Source organism: Vibrio cyclitrophicus, from assembly GCA_023206055.1.
Taxonomy (GTDB): domain Bacteria; phylum Pseudomonadota; class Gammaproteobacteria; order Enterobacterales; family Vibrionaceae; genus Vibrio; species Vibrio cyclitrophicus_A.
In genome coordinates this window covers 2,284,336-2,300,430 of the sequence record CP065366.1, presented here as the reverse complement: position 1 = coordinate 2,300,430, position 16,095 = coordinate 2,284,336, and the positions used below count along the sequence as shown (strand labels likewise).

The following is a 16,095-nucleotide window of genomic DNA, read 5'->3' as shown; positions in this document are numbered from 1 at the left end:
TCTTTAGCCGATAGACGGGATACTTATGGCGCAGTTCGCCATGTTAATGGGAAACCCAACATTGAACACACTAATTACAACATTGCTAATCAGCTCTGCATTTCCAAAGGGACCAGCTCCTCATAGCTGCCCGATCCTGCAAAAATGTCCAATTCTTCAAAACAGTAGCATTACTGAACCTTGAGCTCACGCTAACAATTTATCGCTGTCTTAAGACGGCTTAATTTCGTATTCGTCATTTGACTTATGCGAGCGTACAGCTATATCTCATTTCTAGACAATACGCGTGCTTCACTATGAACTCTCTCCAAATTTAAAGAGGGTTGGTGGGTAATTGCGTCTGATGGAGGTGAGTATGAACACATTCAAGGGGACTTTTATGACTACCGCCTTTGAAGTCGATATTAATACTATCGCAAATTCATTTTCAACTATGGTTCCTATCTTAGAGGGGACGTACGACCTAACACCTGACGCTATTTTGCTAGAGCAAGAACAGCATGAGTCGGATGTTCGCTCTTACCCAAGACGCCTTCCTATCGCTATTAAGCGAGCATGTGGTGCCTTAGTTGAAGATACTCGTGGCCAACTCTTTCTCGATTGCTTAGCTGGTGCAGGTACACTTTCTCTGGGTTACAACCACCCTGAGATTAACCAAGCACTCAAAGACCAGCTCGATTCTGGCTTGCCATACCAAACTCTTGATATCACGACTCAAGCAAAAGAGACGTTTATCAAGCGAGTTAAAGCTTTTCTTCCTCAAGACTTTTCAAATAACTCGGTTCTTCAATTTTGTGGCCCATCCGGTGCTGACGCTGTGGAAGCCGCGATCAAGTTAGCCAAGCAAACCACAGGTCGCAACACCATGTTTGCCTTCCGTGGTGCTTACCATGGCATGACGAACGGCACCATGGGCATGATGGGTAACCTAGGCACTAAAGAGCGTCGTAGTGGCTTGATGTCTGATGTGCACTTTATGCCTTTCCCATACAACCTACGCTGCCCGTTTGGCATTGGTGGTGAAGCGGGTGCTAACGCAAGTATCCGTTACATCGAACGTATGTTGAATGACGACGAATCTGGCATCATGAAACCGGCTGCGATGATCGTAGAGCCCGTGCAAGGTGAGGGCGGTGTGATTCCAGCTCCGGCATCTTGGCTACAAGGCTTGCGTCGCATCTGTGATGAACACGGCATCCTACTTATCTTTGATGAAATTCAATGTGGTGTGGGTAAAACAGGCCATCGCTTTGCGTTTGAAGAGTCAGGTGTTAACCCTGATATCTTATGCTTGTCTAAAGCGATTGGCGGCGGACTGCCGATGTCGCTGCTTGTATTCGATAAGAGCATTGATACTTGGAAAGCGGGTGAACACACCGGTACCTTCCGTGGTAACCAATTAGCAATGGTGTCTGGCGCTAAGGCGTTGGAAATCATCGAACGTGATGGTTTGGTTGAGCACGCAAACATCGCAGGACAATATTTACGTCATGGGCTTGAGAAGATTCAATCGCGTGTGAACTGTATTGCTGAAGTTCGTGGTAAAGGCCTGATGCTCGGCGCTGAGATCAAGCAACCAAATGGTGAGCTTAACAAGTTTGGCGAACCACAATCGGACGGCGAGCTAACCCTAGCGATTCAACGAGCAGCGTTAGAGCGCGGCTTGATGGTTGAAAAGGGTGGTCGTGATGGTTCGGTAATTCGTTTCCTCCCGCCAATGATTATCTCTTTTGATCAGATTGACTTTGCATTGCGAGTGATGGAAGAAGCCATCATTGCTGCTGGCGGAGGTGTTCAAGAAAAACAAGCTTCAACTGAACAATCAAATCAAGAGTGGAACAAGCATTTCATCCAAACAGGTTTAGGCGGTAGCGACGAATTTGCTAACGTGATGAACCAAACCACTCAAGCGATGAAAGCGGTTTTTGAACAGGTTGAAACCCCTTATTCGGGTTTAGAACCAAAAGTGCTAGAAGCAGCTATCAATGCTGTCGACCTCGATAACAATCAACACGCTTTGGTTGATGTTGTAGGTAGCACTGCAGACCTTGTCGCTGCAAACTCCATCTTCGTGCAACACCCAGACTGTATTGCACACCTTCACACTCCTCCTCTTATGGCTTCGGTTGCCGCGGAATCGATTATCGCGGCGTTGAATCAATCAATGGATTCTTGGGATCAAGCATCGGCTGCGACTTATGTTGAGCAGCGCGTAGTGGATTGGATGTGTGACAAATACCAACTTGGTGAGCAAGCTGACGGTGTTTTCACCAGCGGCGGTACGCAAAGCAACCTAATGGGCTTGTTGCTAGCAAGAGACTGGGTTGCGGATAAGCACAATGGTCACTCTATCCAAAAGCTTGGCTTGCCAGAATGCGCGAGCAAACTGCGTATCTTATGTTCAAAGAAATCTCACTTCACGGTTCAAAAATCCGCATCATTAATGGGATTAGGCGAAGCTGCAGTGTGTTGTGTCGATACCAATGCCAACGGCACCATCAAAGCTGACTTGCTAGATGCAGAAGTGAAAGCACTTAAAGCTAAAGGTCTGATTCCTTTTGCTGTGGTTGGTACGGCGGGTACAACCGACCATGGTGCTATCGATGACCTTGAAGCGATTGCAGACATCGCAAGCCAACAAGACCTTTGGTTCCATGTCGACAGTGCTTATGGCGGCGCTCTTATCTTAAGTAGCCATAAAGCTCGTCTGAAAGGCATCGAAAAAGCGGATTCTGTCAGCGTTGATTTCCACAAGTTGTTCTTCCAAACGATCAGTTGTGGTGCTGTGCTGCTGAAAGACAAAGCGAACTTTAAGTACCTACTGCATCACGCAGACTACTTGAATCGTGAACACGATGAGCTGCCAAATCTAGTCGATAAGTCTATTGCGACGACTAAACGTTTCGATGCATTGAAAGTCTTCATGACGATGCAAAGTGTTGGGCCAAAGCAGTTGGGTGATATGTACGATCATCTTTTAGAACAGACGCTTCAAGTTGCTGATCTGATCCAGAAGCATGACGATTTTGAGCTACTTGCTGAGCCGTCACTGTCGACTGTGCTGTTCCGCTCACTGCCTAGCAATGGGCAATCAGCAAATGGCGAGCTAGATTTAGACAAACTGAACCAGACGTTAAGACTGGAGGCGCTGACTCGTGGTGTTGCCGTGCTTGGCGAAACGGTCGTCGATGGTAAAAGCGCGCTGAAGTTTACTATCTTGAATCCGTGCTTAACGACATCAGATTTCAAATCTCTAATTAACAAAATTCAAACTTTAGCTATTGAGTTAGCAGAACAACAAGGGTAATTAAAACTATGGCTATTCTACAAATTGGTGCAGGCGGCGTTGGTTGGGTTGTTGCACATAAAGCAGCACAAAATAACGAAGTACTGGGTGATATCACAATCGCTTCGCGCACAATCGCGAAGTGTGAAAAAATCATCGAATCGATCAAAGGTAAGAACAACCTTAAGGATTCAACTAAGAAACTAGAAGCACGTTCAGTAGACGCTGACGATGTTGATGCGCTTGTTGCTTTGATTAAAGAAGTTAAGCCGGATCTAGTGATCAACGCTGGTCCTCCTTGGGTAAACATGGCGATCATGGAAGCGTGTTACCAATCGAAAGTCTCTTACCTAGATACATCGGTAGCCGTTGACCTATGTTCTGAAGGCCAACAAGTACCACAAGCTTACGATTGGCAATGGGGTTATCGTGAGAAGTTCGCAGAAGCAGGTATCACCGGTATTCTTGGTGCTGGTTTCGATCCGGGCGTGGTATCAATCTTTGCTGCGTACGCGGTTAAGCACTTGTTCGATGAAATTGATTCAATCGACGTAATGGACGTAAATGCTGGCGACCACGGTAAGAAGTTTGCGACAAACTTTGACCCAGAAACCAACATGCTTGAGATCCAAGGCGATTCTTTCTACTGGGAAAATGAAGAGTGGAAACAAGTCCCTTGTCACTCTCGTATGCTTGAATTTGAATTCCCGAACTGTGGTTCTCATAAAGTGTACTCAATGGCGCATGATGAAGTTCGTTCAATGAAAGAGTTCATCCCAGCTAAGCGTATCGAATTCTGGATGGGCTTTGGTGATGCATACTTGAACTACTTCAACTGTATGCGTGATATCGGTCTTCTTAGCCCAGATCCGCTAACACTGCACGATGGCACTGTGGTTCAGCCTCTACATGTTCTTAAAGCACTACTACCCGATCCAACATCTTTGGCTCCGGGTTACACAGGCTTAACGTGTATCGGTACTTGGGTTCAAGGTAAGAAAGACGGTAAAGAGCGCAGCGTATTCATTTACAATAACGCAGACCACGAATTGGCTTACGAAGACGTAGAGCACCAAGCGATCTCTTACACAACAGGTGTTCCAGCTATTACGGCTGCACTTCAGTTCTTCCGTGGCGAATGGGCTGATAAAGGCGTGTTCAACATGGAACAGCTAAACCCAGACCCGTTCCTAGCAACCATGCCGGAAATCGGTCTAGATTGGCACGTTCAAGAGCTAGAGCCTACAGCCGGTCTACCTCTGATCCACACTTTGAAGTAATTCTGGCTCTTTGCCCTCGTTGCGTTGTCCATCGTGCTCATTTACATTCGTAAACTCCGCGCGATGTCCTAGCTACAAGGGAAAAGTTCTGCGAATTCGATTCAAAGTCTTCGGAATGACAAGAACGTATAATTACAAGCCGATGCATTAGCGTCGGCTTTGTTCGATTATCATGTGCCTTCGTGAACTCGAGGGCCGCAAGGTATTAACATGCAAAACAATGAACTAAAAACGCCTTATTTCATGATCAACGAAGACAAGTTGATTGCGAATTTAGAGATAGCTAAGCAGCTGAAAGAGATTTCAGGTGTGAAGTTGGTATTGGCACTGAAGTGTTTCTCGACATGGGGTGTGTTTGACATCATCAAACCTTACCTCGATGGCACGACAAGCTCTGGTCCATACGAAGTGAAACTTGGCCACGAAACCTTTGGTGGTGAAACGCACGCTTACAGTGTGGGTTACAGTGAAGATGACGTGAGAGAAGTCGCGGATATTTGCGACAAGATGATCTTCAACTCACAAAGCCAATTCGAAGCGTACCGTCATATTGTTGAAGGTAAAGCGTCGTTGGGTTTACGTCTAAATCCGGGCGTGAGCTACGCAGGACAAGACTTAGCAAACCCTGCGCGTCAATTTTCTCGCTTAGGTGTTCAAGCTGACCACATTAAGCCGGAGATCTTTGATGAGATCAATGGCGTGATGTTCCACATGAACTGTGAGAACAAAGATGTCGATGCCTTTATCGGCCTGCTTGATTCAATCTCAGAACAGTTTGGCGAGCACTTAGATAAGTTAGATTGGGTGAGCATGGGTGGCGGTGTGTTCTTCACATGGCCGGGCTATGACATCGAGAAACTGGGTCTTGCGCTAAAAGCTTTCTCTGAAAAGCACGGCGTGCAGATGTACCTTGAGCCGGGTGAAGCCATCATCACTAAAACAACTGACTTGGTTGTGACTGTGGTTGATATTGTTGAGAACGTGAAGAAAACGGCAATTGTGGATTCAGCAACTGAAGCCCACCGTCTTGATACGCTTATCTACAATGAACCAGCATCGGTATTAGAAGCCTCTGAAAACGGCAGTCATGACTACGTGATTGGTTCGTGTTCGTGTCTGGCGGGCGATCAGTTCTGTGAAACAAGCTTTGATGAGCCGTTGAAGATAGGTCAAAAACTTCACCTGTTGGATAGTGCAGGTTACACCATGGTGAAACTGAACTGGTTCAATGGCTTAAAAATGCCATCTATCTATTGCGAGCGCAGCAATGGCGAAATTCAAAAGCTGAATGAATTTGGTTATGAAGACTTCAAGCGTTCATTATCGCAATGGTCGGTTAAGTAGTTGATTCATAGTTTCAGAGCAATAAAACAAAGAGCAGCCAATGAGCTGCTCTTTTTTGTTGTTAGATAACTGTTAGAGAAAGAGTAAGGATAGAAGTAAAGTACTATCCGTTAGCTCTCAATCATCACTCGAGTATCTTCACTGAGCGTTTCGAGTTCATTCACTACGTCATCAATCAAAACTTCAATTGGTAGTTTCACGGCGATCTTAGAGGTGAATAAACTTGAGCTAACACCACCGCCGCCAGCAATGAAGACTCGGTGGCAATCCATATCAAGAATGCTGATCCCTTGTCTATCCAATACATGTGTTACTTCGTTGACGATACCTGCGCGGTCGTTCGAGTCGAGTCGTAGGTGATGTATTGTGTCTTGTGCATTGTGAATATGGTCTGAATCAACAAACTGCACGATCAGGTCAGCGTTGGCGTTGAATGCTTCTTTGACAATGGATTCGTTGATAGCTGGGAGTTGAACCTTGAGTACGCCTGCGACTTGGTCTTCAATAAAGTTCACTTTACTGATGAGCCATTTCCCGTCGTTTTCGTGAGTAACCGCAGCAAGTTGTTTGATTGTTGCTGGTGATGCTTTTCCGATAAAGTTTACGATAAATGTACTGTTCATATCAGCCCCCAAAGTCTCAATAAATCGTTGCTAATTAAATGTTTGATATCACGCGATAAAGTTCTTTAATTTCAGTGTAGAAGGTTACATCGAACAATGTTTGACCTGTGTCAATTTTTGAAACTAAGCTGTGATGCAAAAAAAGAGAATGAAGAGTAGGGCACAAAAAAAGCGGCTAGAGAGCCGCTTTTTAGAAGAGTTTTGTTTTTACCGAAAGTAATTAGGTCGCTGTATTAGAAGGTTACTTTGAAGTTCATACCAACAAACTGAGAGTCGTATGGTGCGCCAGCGTCGTAAGCGAATCGCGCGGCGTCTTGGTTATCCCACCAAGGGTTAGTATTCAGATTCACTTCTGCGTCACCGCCCCATGCATCACTTACCCAGTAGTGGATATGGCCTACAGGGTTAAGGAAGAATAGCGACACATCACCCATGGTTTGTGATCCCATCACTTCACCGCCTGAGGCAATGATGTCTTGCTCTGCTTCTAGCATCATTTCACCCACAACCGCACCGAAGAATGGAGTGATGAACAGATCTTGCCATGATGGTACTTCAGCAAACGCTTCTACGCCGTATTCCCAGAAGAACGTCGACATGGTCCAAGAGTATAAGAAAGACTCAAACTCGTCGTAACCCGCGTGTCGAGCTGCGGTGTAGTAAACACCACCAAAATATGGGTGCATTACGTAGTTTAGGAAGTGCTCGTCGCGGTCCCATACCGGGCCATCAGACACGTTATCTTTCCACTTTTTACCTAATGAGCTGATATCACGTTGGTCATCATCCCACTTAGTGATACTTTCTGGTAGTAGAGTCATTAGACCCACTGTCGCGACACTTAAACCGAGAATGGTGTAGGTTTGGCCCATTAGATAATCCCAATCCTTTTCTTGACTCACCAACATGTGTTTTGGTTGCTGGATTGAGAAGTCATACTCGTCACTTGATTCGCTAAGTGCGTAATTGGCACTTGGCTTGTAGGTGTACAAGCTATCATTAACACAGTAGTCTTGAGCACATTCATCCGAATAAGAAAGGTTGATTGGCTGGTCGAAGTCGTATTGGCTTGCAACCGAGTTAACTGACATTAGCATTGAAAATGCAGCAGTAACCTTTGCTAGTAACGGTGATTTGGCCACAAGGGTCTCCATGAGAAAATTTGGAATTGATCAGGATCACAATTATCCATTAAATGTCTGATTTAGGGAACTAATAATTTATCGTTTTTCCTAAGAAAACCTTAGGTTTAACATTATTAATATTAGTGAAAATGCGAATTGCTTCAAATTCAACCATAGACCAGTTTGTAAATAATGCAGTGTCTTTTTATGACCACAAGGGATAGAAATATGACGAAAATCGCAATGTTAAGTACAGGTGAAGAAGTTCTTCATGGGGACATTGTAGATACAAACGCAGCTTGGATGTCTGGAGAGTTCTACCAACACGGCTTTGCTCTCGCCAAACGTTCTACTGTGGGTGACCAGATGAATGCTCTCATTGAAGAACTGCTGATGCTGAGCTTTAACTATGATGTGGTTATCGTTAACGGCGGTTTAGGGCCAACAACTGATGATATGAGTGCCGCCGCCGCTGCAGCAGCGTCAGAGCAGAAATTAGTCATGTTCCCTGAATGGCTAGACCGTATGGAAGAGATGTTTTCTGGGCGTGGCATGCCGATGCCTGACAGCAACCTTAAACAAGCTTTATTGCCAGCAAGCTCTGAGATTGTCGATAACCCAGTCGGTACTGCGTGTGGCTTCAAGCTGAAAATCAACGATGCGACTTTCTATTTTACGCCGGGTGTGCCGAGTGAATTCAAGCGCATGGTGACCTTTGAAATCCTGCCTGATTTGTCGCGCGCTTATCCTCAAGTGGTTGCCTCTGAATGTAGTCGACTATTTACCTTTGGCTTATCTGAGTCCGGTATCTCTGATGTTTTGGACCAACTAAAGCTGCCAGAAGGTTATGAGTTGGGTTATCGCTCTTATCTGCCGTTTATTGAGGTGAAACTGTTTGGTCCTAAGGCAAACTTAGAAACTCGCGTTAAGCTTCTACAAATGGTTTACAAGCTGTTAGAGAGTAATGTCGTCAGTGTCGATGAGCCGATGATTGACCATATTGGTCACATCATGGCGGAAAAAAAGAAGACGCTATCTGTGTCTGAAGTGTCGACCAAAGGTGCACTGTCAGCGTGGCTGCAATTGAATGAGCAGGTTGAAGATTGTTTTGGACATTCGTGGGTGATGGCTGAGCCAAAAGAGAGCGAACTGGAAAAGAGCGATCCATTAGCCGCAACCTTTGCTCTGGCTGGAGCAACAAGAGAGAAGTGCGGAACTGAATTGGCTTTGGTGACGGGCAAGTTGGAAGGCAACACATTCAGCGTTGCATTGTCGACTGAAGCAGGCGAGTGGGGTCAGGTACTTGAGTTTTATCGTCAGTACTCCCGTGAAGACCAACGCAACGTGATTAAGACCGTCGCCGCCGATATGTTGAGAAGGCATCTAGACAACAAACCTATGTTTGGTGACTATTCTTCACTAAAACGTGTGAAGGATATGTTTATCCCTTCGGCGATCATCAAGTAATCAGCTCTTGTCGCTAACCAAGCTCTCTTGAGCCAAGACCTCTTGAACTCAGGTTAAATCAGAACAAATAAAAAGGCCCAACATCTAAATAGATGTTGGGCCTTTTGTTTATCTAGCCTTCTAGATAACCAGACAAGCTGCGATGTTTACACGTAACTCATGTCTCTAAGAACTTGATTACAAACCGCTTGTCATATGTAGGCTGTAGAACAAACCACGGCCGATTAACTCTGAAGCCAAGAACAAAACTAATGCTAAGCCTAGGTTAACTGGGTTCACTTTTGCTTTATTCAGCATAGGTAGAATCCAAATCAACAAGCTTGCCATTAGCAGTGCTACTTGAAGAATCACATAGTTACCTAAACCATCGACTAACTCAGACGCTTTAGCTACTGAAGTTTGGATATCACCGATTAGGTTCAGTTTTCCTACTGTCACAAGCAAGCTGATCGCTACGGCAATAACAGCTAGCATGGTGATGTTACGGTCAACCGTAAAGCGACTGTCGTTTGCGAATACAATCACGAACTGAGATAGCAGCAAGCCACCCACAACCATCGTCATGATGAAGCTCAGTGGTGTATAGATGTTGTCCCACGTGGGTACGGTGTTGATCATGTATACGTTGATCATCGCGTACATGAAGATAACACCCAGTACCATCGCGCCAACCATCAGTGCTTTCTGGATAGCTACGCCACCTTTCTTAAGCACAGACAATAACCATTGCAGGCCACCGACAGCGAAGAATGCAGCACCGAAGAACACTTCGTTAGACAACCAAGCCGAACCTAGCTGATTAAAAGCATTAAACGCGCGCAGTGGAGAGCCAAGGTGCGTTGTCGAGAACATGAAGCCAAGACCCATTAGTGCCCATAGAATGAACATTGGAACCTTGTAGCTGTTCAGCTTTTCTTCGTCATGACCAAGTACCAGTGCACGTGCGCCAATTAGTAAGTAACCACCAACCGCAGTTTGCGCTAGCACCGTAAAGAAGATTAAAGACCACTCATGAAAAATCATCTTACACCTCCTTCGTGTTTGCTAGGTGACCGCTGGTATCGCCAGTCGGCTTCGCGTTTTTGTTTAGCTTAATCACGATGTTCGGTAGCGTTTCTGTTGAAGATGGCAGTGGCGCCACATCCGCACCAGAGCCGTACTTCTCGCGAAGTGTATTGATTTCACCAAACTCCAATGCACGAAGTGGGCAAGACTCAACACAGATAGGCTGTTTGCCTTCAGAAATACGTTGGTAACAACCATCGCATTTCGTCATGTGACCTTTTTTCGCATTGTATTGTGGTGCGCCGTAAGGACAAGCATTGCTACAGTGCTGACAACCAATACACACACTCTCATCAACCACAACCAAACCGTCTTCATCACGTTTGTGCATCGCGCCCGAAGGACACACTTTCACACACGCAGGGTTAGTGCAGTGGTTACAAGCGATAGATAGGTAGTAAGAAAAGACATCTTTCTGAACCCAGGTATCGCCATCTTGAGTGAAGCCACCACCTGCGTATTCGTATACGCGACGGTAGTTCGTTTTGATGTCTAGATCGTTATAATCTTTACAAGCAAGCTGACAGGTTTTACAACCCGTGCATTTACTTGAATCAATGTAAAAGCCGTATTGTTTCATTCCAACCTACCTTATGCTTTGTTTAGCGCTTTGATTTGAACTAGGTTTGTATGCTGAGGGTTACCCTTAGCAAGTGGGCTCGGGCGCTGAGTGGTCAGCACGTTAATAGAGCCAGCATGATCGATCTTCTGACCATCCGGTGCGTACCATGCACCTTCGCCTAGTGCGACAACTCGAGGAAGAATCCTTGGTGTCACTTTCGCTGGAATGTGTACTTCGCCACGGTCGTTGAAAATACTCACCATGTCGCCGTTTTCGATACCACGTTCTTTTGCATCGATTGGGTTGATCCACAACTCTTGCGGTGCCGCAGCTTTGATCTCTGCAACGTTGCCGTAAGTCGAGTGAGTACGAGCCTTGTAGTGGAAACCGGTTAGCTGAAGTGGGTACTTCGCAGCCAGTGGGTCGTTGTGACCTTCAAAAGAGTCTGCGTAAACGGGAAGTGGGTGAATCACTTCGTCTTCTTTTAGCTTCCAAGTTTTCGCGATATCAGCCAGTTGTTCTGAATAGATCTCGATCTTGCCACTTGGTGTGGTCAGTGGGTTCGCTTCAGGATCTTTGCGGAAGTCTTCGTAAGCGATGTAGTGGTGGTCGTAGCTACGTTTGTAGATACCCAGCTCTTTCATCTCTTCGAAGGTTGGCAGTGTTGGATCGTTCTTACGAGTTTCTGCGTACAGGTGTTCAACCCATTGCTCTTGAGTACGGCCTTCTGTGAACTCTTTTTCTACGCCCATGCGCTTCGCCAGTTGAGAACACATCTCGTAGATAGATTTCGCTTCGAACTGAGGCTCGATCGCTTTCTGTGCGAAGATGAAGTAAGGCATGTTCGCCGCTTTACCGTCCATACACCAGTCGTCTTGCTCTGATGTCGTTAAATCAGGCAGGATGATATCGGCGTATTTCGCAGAAGACGTCATGTGATTATCGACTACAACAATCATTTCACACGCGGTATCGTCTTGAAGAATTTCGTGGGTTTTGTTGATGTCTGAGTGCTGGTTGATAATACAGTTACCTGCATAGTTCCAGATCATCTTGATTGGGTTCTTAAGGCGCTCTGCACCGCGAACACCATCAGTGATGTCAGTCATTTCATCGTGACGGTAAATCGCATCTGTCCACATGAACATCGAGATAGAAGTTTCAACTGGGTTTGGCACAGTAGGGAAGCGAACAAATGGAATGTTGATGTCACTTTCACGAGCACCTGTAGAACCACCTGATACACCAACAGAGCCGGTGAGTAGCGACAGCATTGCGATTGCACGACAAGCTAGCTCACCGTTCGCAGTACGTTGTAAGCCCCAACCTTGGTGTATAGCACACGGTTTTGCTGTGCCCATTTCACGGCCAAGCTTAACGATGGTATCAACTGGAATACCTGTGATCTTAGAGGCCCACTCAGGTGTCTTCTCTACGCCATCTTCACCTAAACCTAGGATGTAAGATTTGTAGTCGCTGTTTTTAGGTGCTGATGCAGGAAGGGTCTTCTCATCGTAACCGACACAGTATTTGTCTAGGAACGGCTGGTCGACAAGGTTTTCCGTGATCATCACGTGTGCAAGGCCGGCAACCAACGCAGCATCAGTAGAAGGACGAATTGGGATCCATTGATCTTCGCGACCACCGGCAGTATCGGTGTAGCGAGGGTCGATGATGATCGTTCTTGCGTTCGATTTGTTTTTGCTTTCAACGTAATGGTGGATCAGACCGCCGCCAGACATACGTGTCTCAGCAGGGTTGTTACCAAATTGGATGTTAAGTTTCGTGTTCTCTAAATCAGAGAAAGAGTTGTTGTTTGCCCAACCGCCGTAGGTGTAGCTCAAGCCTTTCGCGATTTGCGCTGTTGAGTAGTCACCGTAATGGTTTAGGTAACCACCACTGAGGTTCATTAGACGCGCAATCAGCGTTTGAGCTGGTGGCCAAGATTTAGTCACCGTACCACCAAGTGTGCCTGTACCGTAGTTTAGGTAAATGGTGTCGTTGCCGTAGTCTTTGATTAGGCGTTGCATGGTGCCAGCAACTTCATCGTAAGCTTCTTCCCAGCTGATACGTTTGAATTTACCTTCACCACGTTTGCCAATACGTTTCATTGGGTATTTCAGGCGATCTGGGTTGTAAACACGGCGGCGCATCGAGCGGCCACGTAGACACGCACGAACTTGGTGATGACCGTATTCGTCAGTACCTGTGTTGTCTGTTTCTACGTATTTGATTTCACCGTTTTGCACATGCATACGTAACGGGCAGCGAGAGCCACAGTTTACTGTACATGCACTCCATACGACTTTCTCATCCACATTTTCAGCAACTGCAGCCGCTACTGGTTTGGATTTGAAAGGTAAAGCGATACCGCCCGCGAGTGCAGCTGCACTACCTACTGCAGAAGAAGCTTTCATGAAGCCTCTTCGAGTAAGATTCATTACCCCAGATTCTTTCTTATTCGTCATTCTAAGATGCCTTTTGTTATTGATGACTAGCACTTTATAGGTAGTTTGCCCTTTATGTTTTTATTTCGAAATATTGATTGATTGGCATCAAATAAGAGCGAGATTTAAATATTATGAATCGAATGTATAAAATAGATCAAAGAATTAACCCCTGTTATTTATATAATTATCTTTAAACCTATAACAGTATGAATAATAATGATTATCGATACGCATAAATTATTGGGTTCGCTATTTTATCAAGCGACAAGTAAAGAACAGTTAATCACCATTGTCGCAGCTTTGGTTGAAAGCGAAGTACTCTCTGAAGAGTGCTTGCTGGCATTGAGAAGTGAAGACGAAGATTTGCTCGCATCAGAGTTCAGCCGCCTGTTTGAAGGCGTTGGGGACATGCCAGCTCCGCCTTGGGGTTCTGTGTACCTAGATAAAGACCGCGTTGTGTTCGGCGCTTCTACTGTAGAATATCGACAGTTTTTAGAATTAAATCATATAGAGTTAGATACAGGCTTAAGAGAGCCAGAAGACCAATTTGGTTTAATGCTGCTCGCACATGCGTATTTGTTAGAAAACAATAATACCGATTCAGCTCGTGAATTATTAGAGTCTCATTTATTAACTTGGTCTTCTTTTTATTTGGAAAAATTTAATTCAGCATCAGAGTTATCTTTTTATAAGAAGCTATCAAGCGATGTAATAGATTGGCTTAAGCAATTAACATCTGAATATAATTTAAACGTTGCTACTAAAAAGTTATATATCGAGTAATGTCTGAACAAATAAATTCAAATAGACGTGGTTTCTTAACTCGACTTTCTAAACCGGTTAAAGCAGCCGCGAATTATGAAGAGATATCACAGCGCTTTCACGCAAGGCCGCCAAGAGCGGTTGATGAGGTGCTGTTTGAGCGTCTTTGCGACGGTTGTGGGTTGTGTGAACAAGCGTGTCCGAATAGCGTTATTGAGATGCTAGAGGGCAGTGCGCTGCTGAATTTGGATTACAACAGTTGTTCTATGTGTAACAAATGCACTGAAGTGTGTTCGACTGGCGCACTTCATCAAACCGTGACTCCTTATATTAACCTCAAGCCCAGCTTTGCTGATAGTTGCAATAACTACATGCAAATGGATTGCAATGCGTGCCAAACCGCTTGTTCAGCGGGTGCGATTCAAATCGTGGCAGGGGAGTTGCCTACGGTGGATAAAGATAAGTGTAACGGCTGCGGAGAGTGCCGAAGCGCTTGTTACATTGGCTCTGTGACTCTGAACCTGACTCAGCAATAAACGTTTGGCTTCCTATGGCACAAACCAATAGGAAGATTTTGGTAGAGTGATAGACGAGTCGTCTTACCTAAAGATATAAATAGAAAAGGGTCCGCATTCCTAAAGGAAGCGGACCCTTTTTTGATTCTTATTGACGATATTCGAACAAAGCGACCTAAAGCCAGTTGGCTTATGCGCGTTTTTGTTTGTTTCTATGAATAACGTTACTCAGCGATAGCTCAGTCTTTGCTTTACAGATACAAGGCAATATTTCATTGCCTTGCGTGTAAGCCATAGCAAAACCAACGTACTCGACCTCACCAGAATCCAACGTACAACGGCAAGCGCCACAGTGGCCATCTCGGCAGTTGTATTCTGGCTCTAACCCTGCTTGTTCCATTGTTTCCAACAGAGTATTTGAAGGGTTCGATTCAATTGAAGTCAGCTTGTTGATTTTGATTGTTGGCATTACAGCTCAAATCCTTCAAAGTCGTCAGCTTTTACTTCGTTGTCGATTTGGCCAACTAGGTAAGAACTGATTTCAGCTTCTTGTGGAGCAACTTGAACGTTATCTGAAGACAACCAAGCGTTGATCCATGGGATTGGGTTCGACGTTGCTTCTGGGTAAGCAGTACCTAGACCAACAGCCTGCATACGGATATTGGTAATGTACTCAACGTATTGGCAAAGAATGTCTTTGTTTAGACCAATCATAGAGCCATCTTTGAATAGGTATTCTGCCCACTCTTTTTCCTGCTCGGCCGCTTCTTTGAAGAGATCGAAACACTCTTGCTTACACTCTTCAGCGATCTGCATGAATTCGAAGTCATCTTGGCCATTACGCAGCAAGTTGATCATGTGCTGTGTACCAGTAAGGTGAAGTGCTTCATCACGAGCGATTAGCTTGATGATCTTCGCGTTACCTTCCATTAGCTCACGTTCAGCAAATGCGAATGAACATGCAAAACTCACGTAGAAACGGATCGCTTCCAGTGCGTTTACAGACATTAGACACACGTAAAGCTTCTTCTTCAGGTCGTGAAGTGAAATCTTAACGTCTTCGCCGTTGATGTTGTGATTGCCTTCGCCGTAGCGGTGGTAGTCAGCCGTCAGCTTGATCAAATCGTCGTAGTAAAACGCGATGTCTTTCGCACGTTTCAGGATCTCTTCGTTTTCAACGATGTCGTCAAATACTACACCTGGATCATTCACGATGTTACGGATGATGTGCGTGTAAGAACGAGAGTGAATCGTTTCAGAGAAAGACCAAGTCTCAATCCAAGTTTCTACTTCTGGTAAAGATACTAATGGAAGTAGGGCAACGTTAGGGCTGCGGCCTTGGATAGAATCTAGAAGTGTTTGGTACTTCAAGTTAGAGATGAAGATGTGCTTTTCATGCTCAGGAAGCTTGTTGTAGTCGATACGGTCGCTAGACACGTCTACTTCTTCTGGACGCCAGAAGAAAGAAAGCTGCTTCTCGATCAACTTTTCGAAGATTTCGAATTTTTGTTGGTCGTAACGTGCAACGTTTACCGACTGACCCAAGAACATTGGTTCTTTTAGTTGGTCATTTTTTTGCTGAGAAAAAGTACTGTAAGCCATAAATGCCTCAAATCC

13 protein-coding genes are annotated in these 16,095 nt (G+C 45.3%); 6 read left to right on the top strand and 7 right to left on the bottom strand.

All coding sequences use genetic code 11. The features are described from left to right. Positions 1 to 355: 355 nt before the first annotated feature. The 3 genes from ITG09_10065 (at position 356) to nspC (ending at position 5,910) form a co-directional block, all read left to right on the top strand. A complete protein-coding gene (locus ITG09_10065; GenBank protein ID UPR51061.1) occupies positions 356 to 3,307 on the top strand; it encodes a pyridoxal phosphate-dependent class III aminotransferase in 2,952 nt (983 codons plus the stop codon). 8 nt (positions 3,308 to 3,315) lie between these two features. Then, positions 3,316 to 4,566, top strand: a complete 1,251-nt coding sequence (locus tag ITG09_10060; protein UPR51060.1) for a saccharopine dehydrogenase family protein — start codon at positions 3,316 to 3,318, stop codon at positions 4,564 to 4,566. A gap of 210 nt (positions 4,567 to 4,776) precedes the next feature. Continuing rightward, positions 4,777 to 5,910, top strand: a complete 1,134-nt coding sequence (nspC, locus tag ITG09_10055) for a carboxynorspermidine decarboxylase (protein ID UPR51059.1) — start codon at positions 4,777 to 4,779, stop codon at positions 5,908 to 5,910. Between the two features lie 110 nt (positions 5,911 to 6,020). Here the strand turns inward: nspC and ITG09_10050 are convergent, their stop codons facing one another. Beyond that, complete coding sequence (locus ITG09_10050) at positions 6,021 to 6,533, bottom strand: transcriptional regulator (GenBank protein UPR51058.1); 513 nt, start codon at positions 6,531 to 6,533, stop codon at positions 6,021 to 6,023. Positions 6,534 to 6,766: 233 nt separating this feature from the next. Continuing rightward, positions 6,767 to 7,675 (bottom strand): DUF3943 domain-containing protein, encoded by a 909-nt coding sequence (locus tag ITG09_10045; GenBank protein UPR51057.1) that lies wholly within the window; start codon positions 7,673 to 7,675, stop codon positions 6,767 to 6,769. Between the two features lie 210 nt (positions 7,676 to 7,885). Between ITG09_10045 and ITG09_10040 the strand changes: the two genes are divergently transcribed. Continuing rightward, entirely contained in the window at positions 7,886 to 9,124 is a 1,239-nt protein-coding gene (locus tag ITG09_10040) for a CinA family nicotinamide mononucleotide deamidase-related protein (protein UPR51056.1), read from the top strand. Between the two features lie 177 nt (positions 9,125 to 9,301). On the opposite strand, the gene ITG09_10035 is transcribed toward ITG09_10040, so the two are convergent. Genes ITG09_10035 through ITG09_10025 form a run of 3 tightly spaced genes read right to left on the bottom strand, consistent with a single transcriptional unit; the run spans position 9,302 to position 13,219 of the window. Further along, entirely contained in the window at positions 9,302 to 10,147 is an 846-nt protein-coding gene (locus tag ITG09_10035; GenBank protein ID UPR51055.1) for a dimethyl sulfoxide reductase anchor subunit, read from the bottom strand. Position 10,148: 1 nt separating this feature from the next. Continuing rightward, complete coding sequence (gene dmsB, locus ITG09_10030) at positions 10,149 to 10,769, bottom strand: dimethylsulfoxide reductase subunit B (protein UPR51054.1); 621 nt, start codon at positions 10,767 to 10,769, stop codon at positions 10,149 to 10,151. A gap of 11 nt (positions 10,770 to 10,780) precedes the next feature. Next, the gene (locus ITG09_10025) at positions 10,781 to 13,219 is read right to left on the bottom strand and encodes a dimethyl sulfoxide reductase subunit A (protein ID UPR51053.1); all 2,439 of its coding nucleotides are present in this window, start codon (positions 13,217 to 13,219) and stop codon (positions 10,781 to 10,783) included. A gap of 198 nt (positions 13,220 to 13,417) precedes the next feature. On the opposite strand from ITG09_10025, the gene ITG09_10020 reads away from it, so the two are divergent. Continuing rightward, positions 13,418 to 13,984: a molecular chaperone TorD family protein gene (locus tag ITG09_10020; protein UPR51052.1), complete on the top strand. Its 567-nt coding sequence runs from the start codon at positions 13,418 to 13,420 to the stop codon at positions 13,982 to 13,984. Next, entirely contained in the window at positions 13,984 to 14,499 is a 516-nt protein-coding gene (gene napF, locus ITG09_10015; protein ID UPR51051.1) for a ferredoxin-type protein NapF, read from the top strand. The genes ITG09_10020 and napF overlap by 1 nt, the downstream gene beginning before the upstream one ends. Positions 14,500 to 14,668: 169 nt before the next feature. On the opposite strand, the gene ITG09_10010 is transcribed toward napF, so the two are convergent. Beyond that, positions 14,669 to 14,947 carry a 2Fe-2S iron-sulfur cluster binding domain-containing protein gene (locus ITG09_10010; protein UPR51050.1) on the bottom strand — a complete coding sequence of 93 codons (279 nt, stop codon included), beginning with the start codon at positions 14,945 to 14,947 and terminating at the stop codon, positions 14,669 to 14,671. Continuing rightward, on the bottom strand, positions 14,947 to 16,080 hold the full coding sequence (nrdB, locus tag ITG09_10005) for a ribonucleotide-diphosphate reductase subunit beta (GenBank protein UPR51049.1): 1,134 nt from the start codon (positions 16,078 to 16,080) through the stop codon (positions 14,947 to 14,949). The genes ITG09_10010 and nrdB overlap by 1 nt, the downstream gene beginning before the upstream one ends. Positions 16,081 to 16,095: the final 15 nt, after the last annotated feature.

Bases quoted from the DNA above. Each gene is read 5' to 3' on its own strand.
- ITG09_10060 (UPR51060.1), top strand. From the start codon at position 3,316: ATGGCTATTCTACAAATTGGTGCAGGCGGCGTTGGTTGGGTTGTTGCA.
- ITG09_10035 (UPR51055.1), bottom strand. From the start codon at position 10,147: ATGATTTTTCATGAGTGGTCTTTAATCTTCTTTACGGTGCTAGCGCAA.
- nspC (UPR51059.1), top strand. From the start codon at position 4,777: ATGCAAAACAATGAACTAAAAACGCCTTATTTCATGATCAACGAAGAC.
- dmsB (UPR51054.1), bottom strand. From the start codon at position 10,769: ATGAAACAATACGGCTTTTACATTGATTCAAGTAAATGCACGGGTTGT.
- ITG09_10020 (UPR51052.1), top strand. From the start codon at position 13,418: ATGATTATCGATACGCATAAATTATTGGGTTCGCTATTTTATCAAGCG.
- ITG09_10050 (UPR51058.1), bottom strand. From the start codon at position 6,533: ATGAACAGTACATTTATCGTAAACTTTATCGGAAAAGCATCACCAGCA.
- ITG09_10065 (UPR51061.1), top strand. From the start codon at position 356: ATGAACACATTCAAGGGGACTTTTATGACTACCGCCTTTGAAGTCGAT.
- ITG09_10025 (UPR51053.1), bottom strand. From the start codon at position 13,219: ATGACGAATAAGAAAGAATCTGGGGTAATGAATCTTACTCGAAGAGGC.
- ITG09_10040 (UPR51056.1), top strand. From the start codon at position 7,886: ATGACGAAAATCGCAATGTTAAGTACAGGTGAAGAAGTTCTTCATGGG.
- napF (UPR51051.1), top strand. From the start codon at position 13,984: ATGTCTGAACAAATAAATTCAAATAGACGTGGTTTCTTAACTCGACTT.
- nrdB (UPR51049.1), bottom strand. From the start codon at position 16,080: ATGGCTTACAGTACTTTTTCTCAGCAAAAAAATGACCAACTAAAAGAA.
- ITG09_10010 (UPR51050.1), bottom strand. From the start codon at position 14,947: ATGCCAACAATCAAAATCAACAAGCTGACTTCAATTGAATCGAACCCT.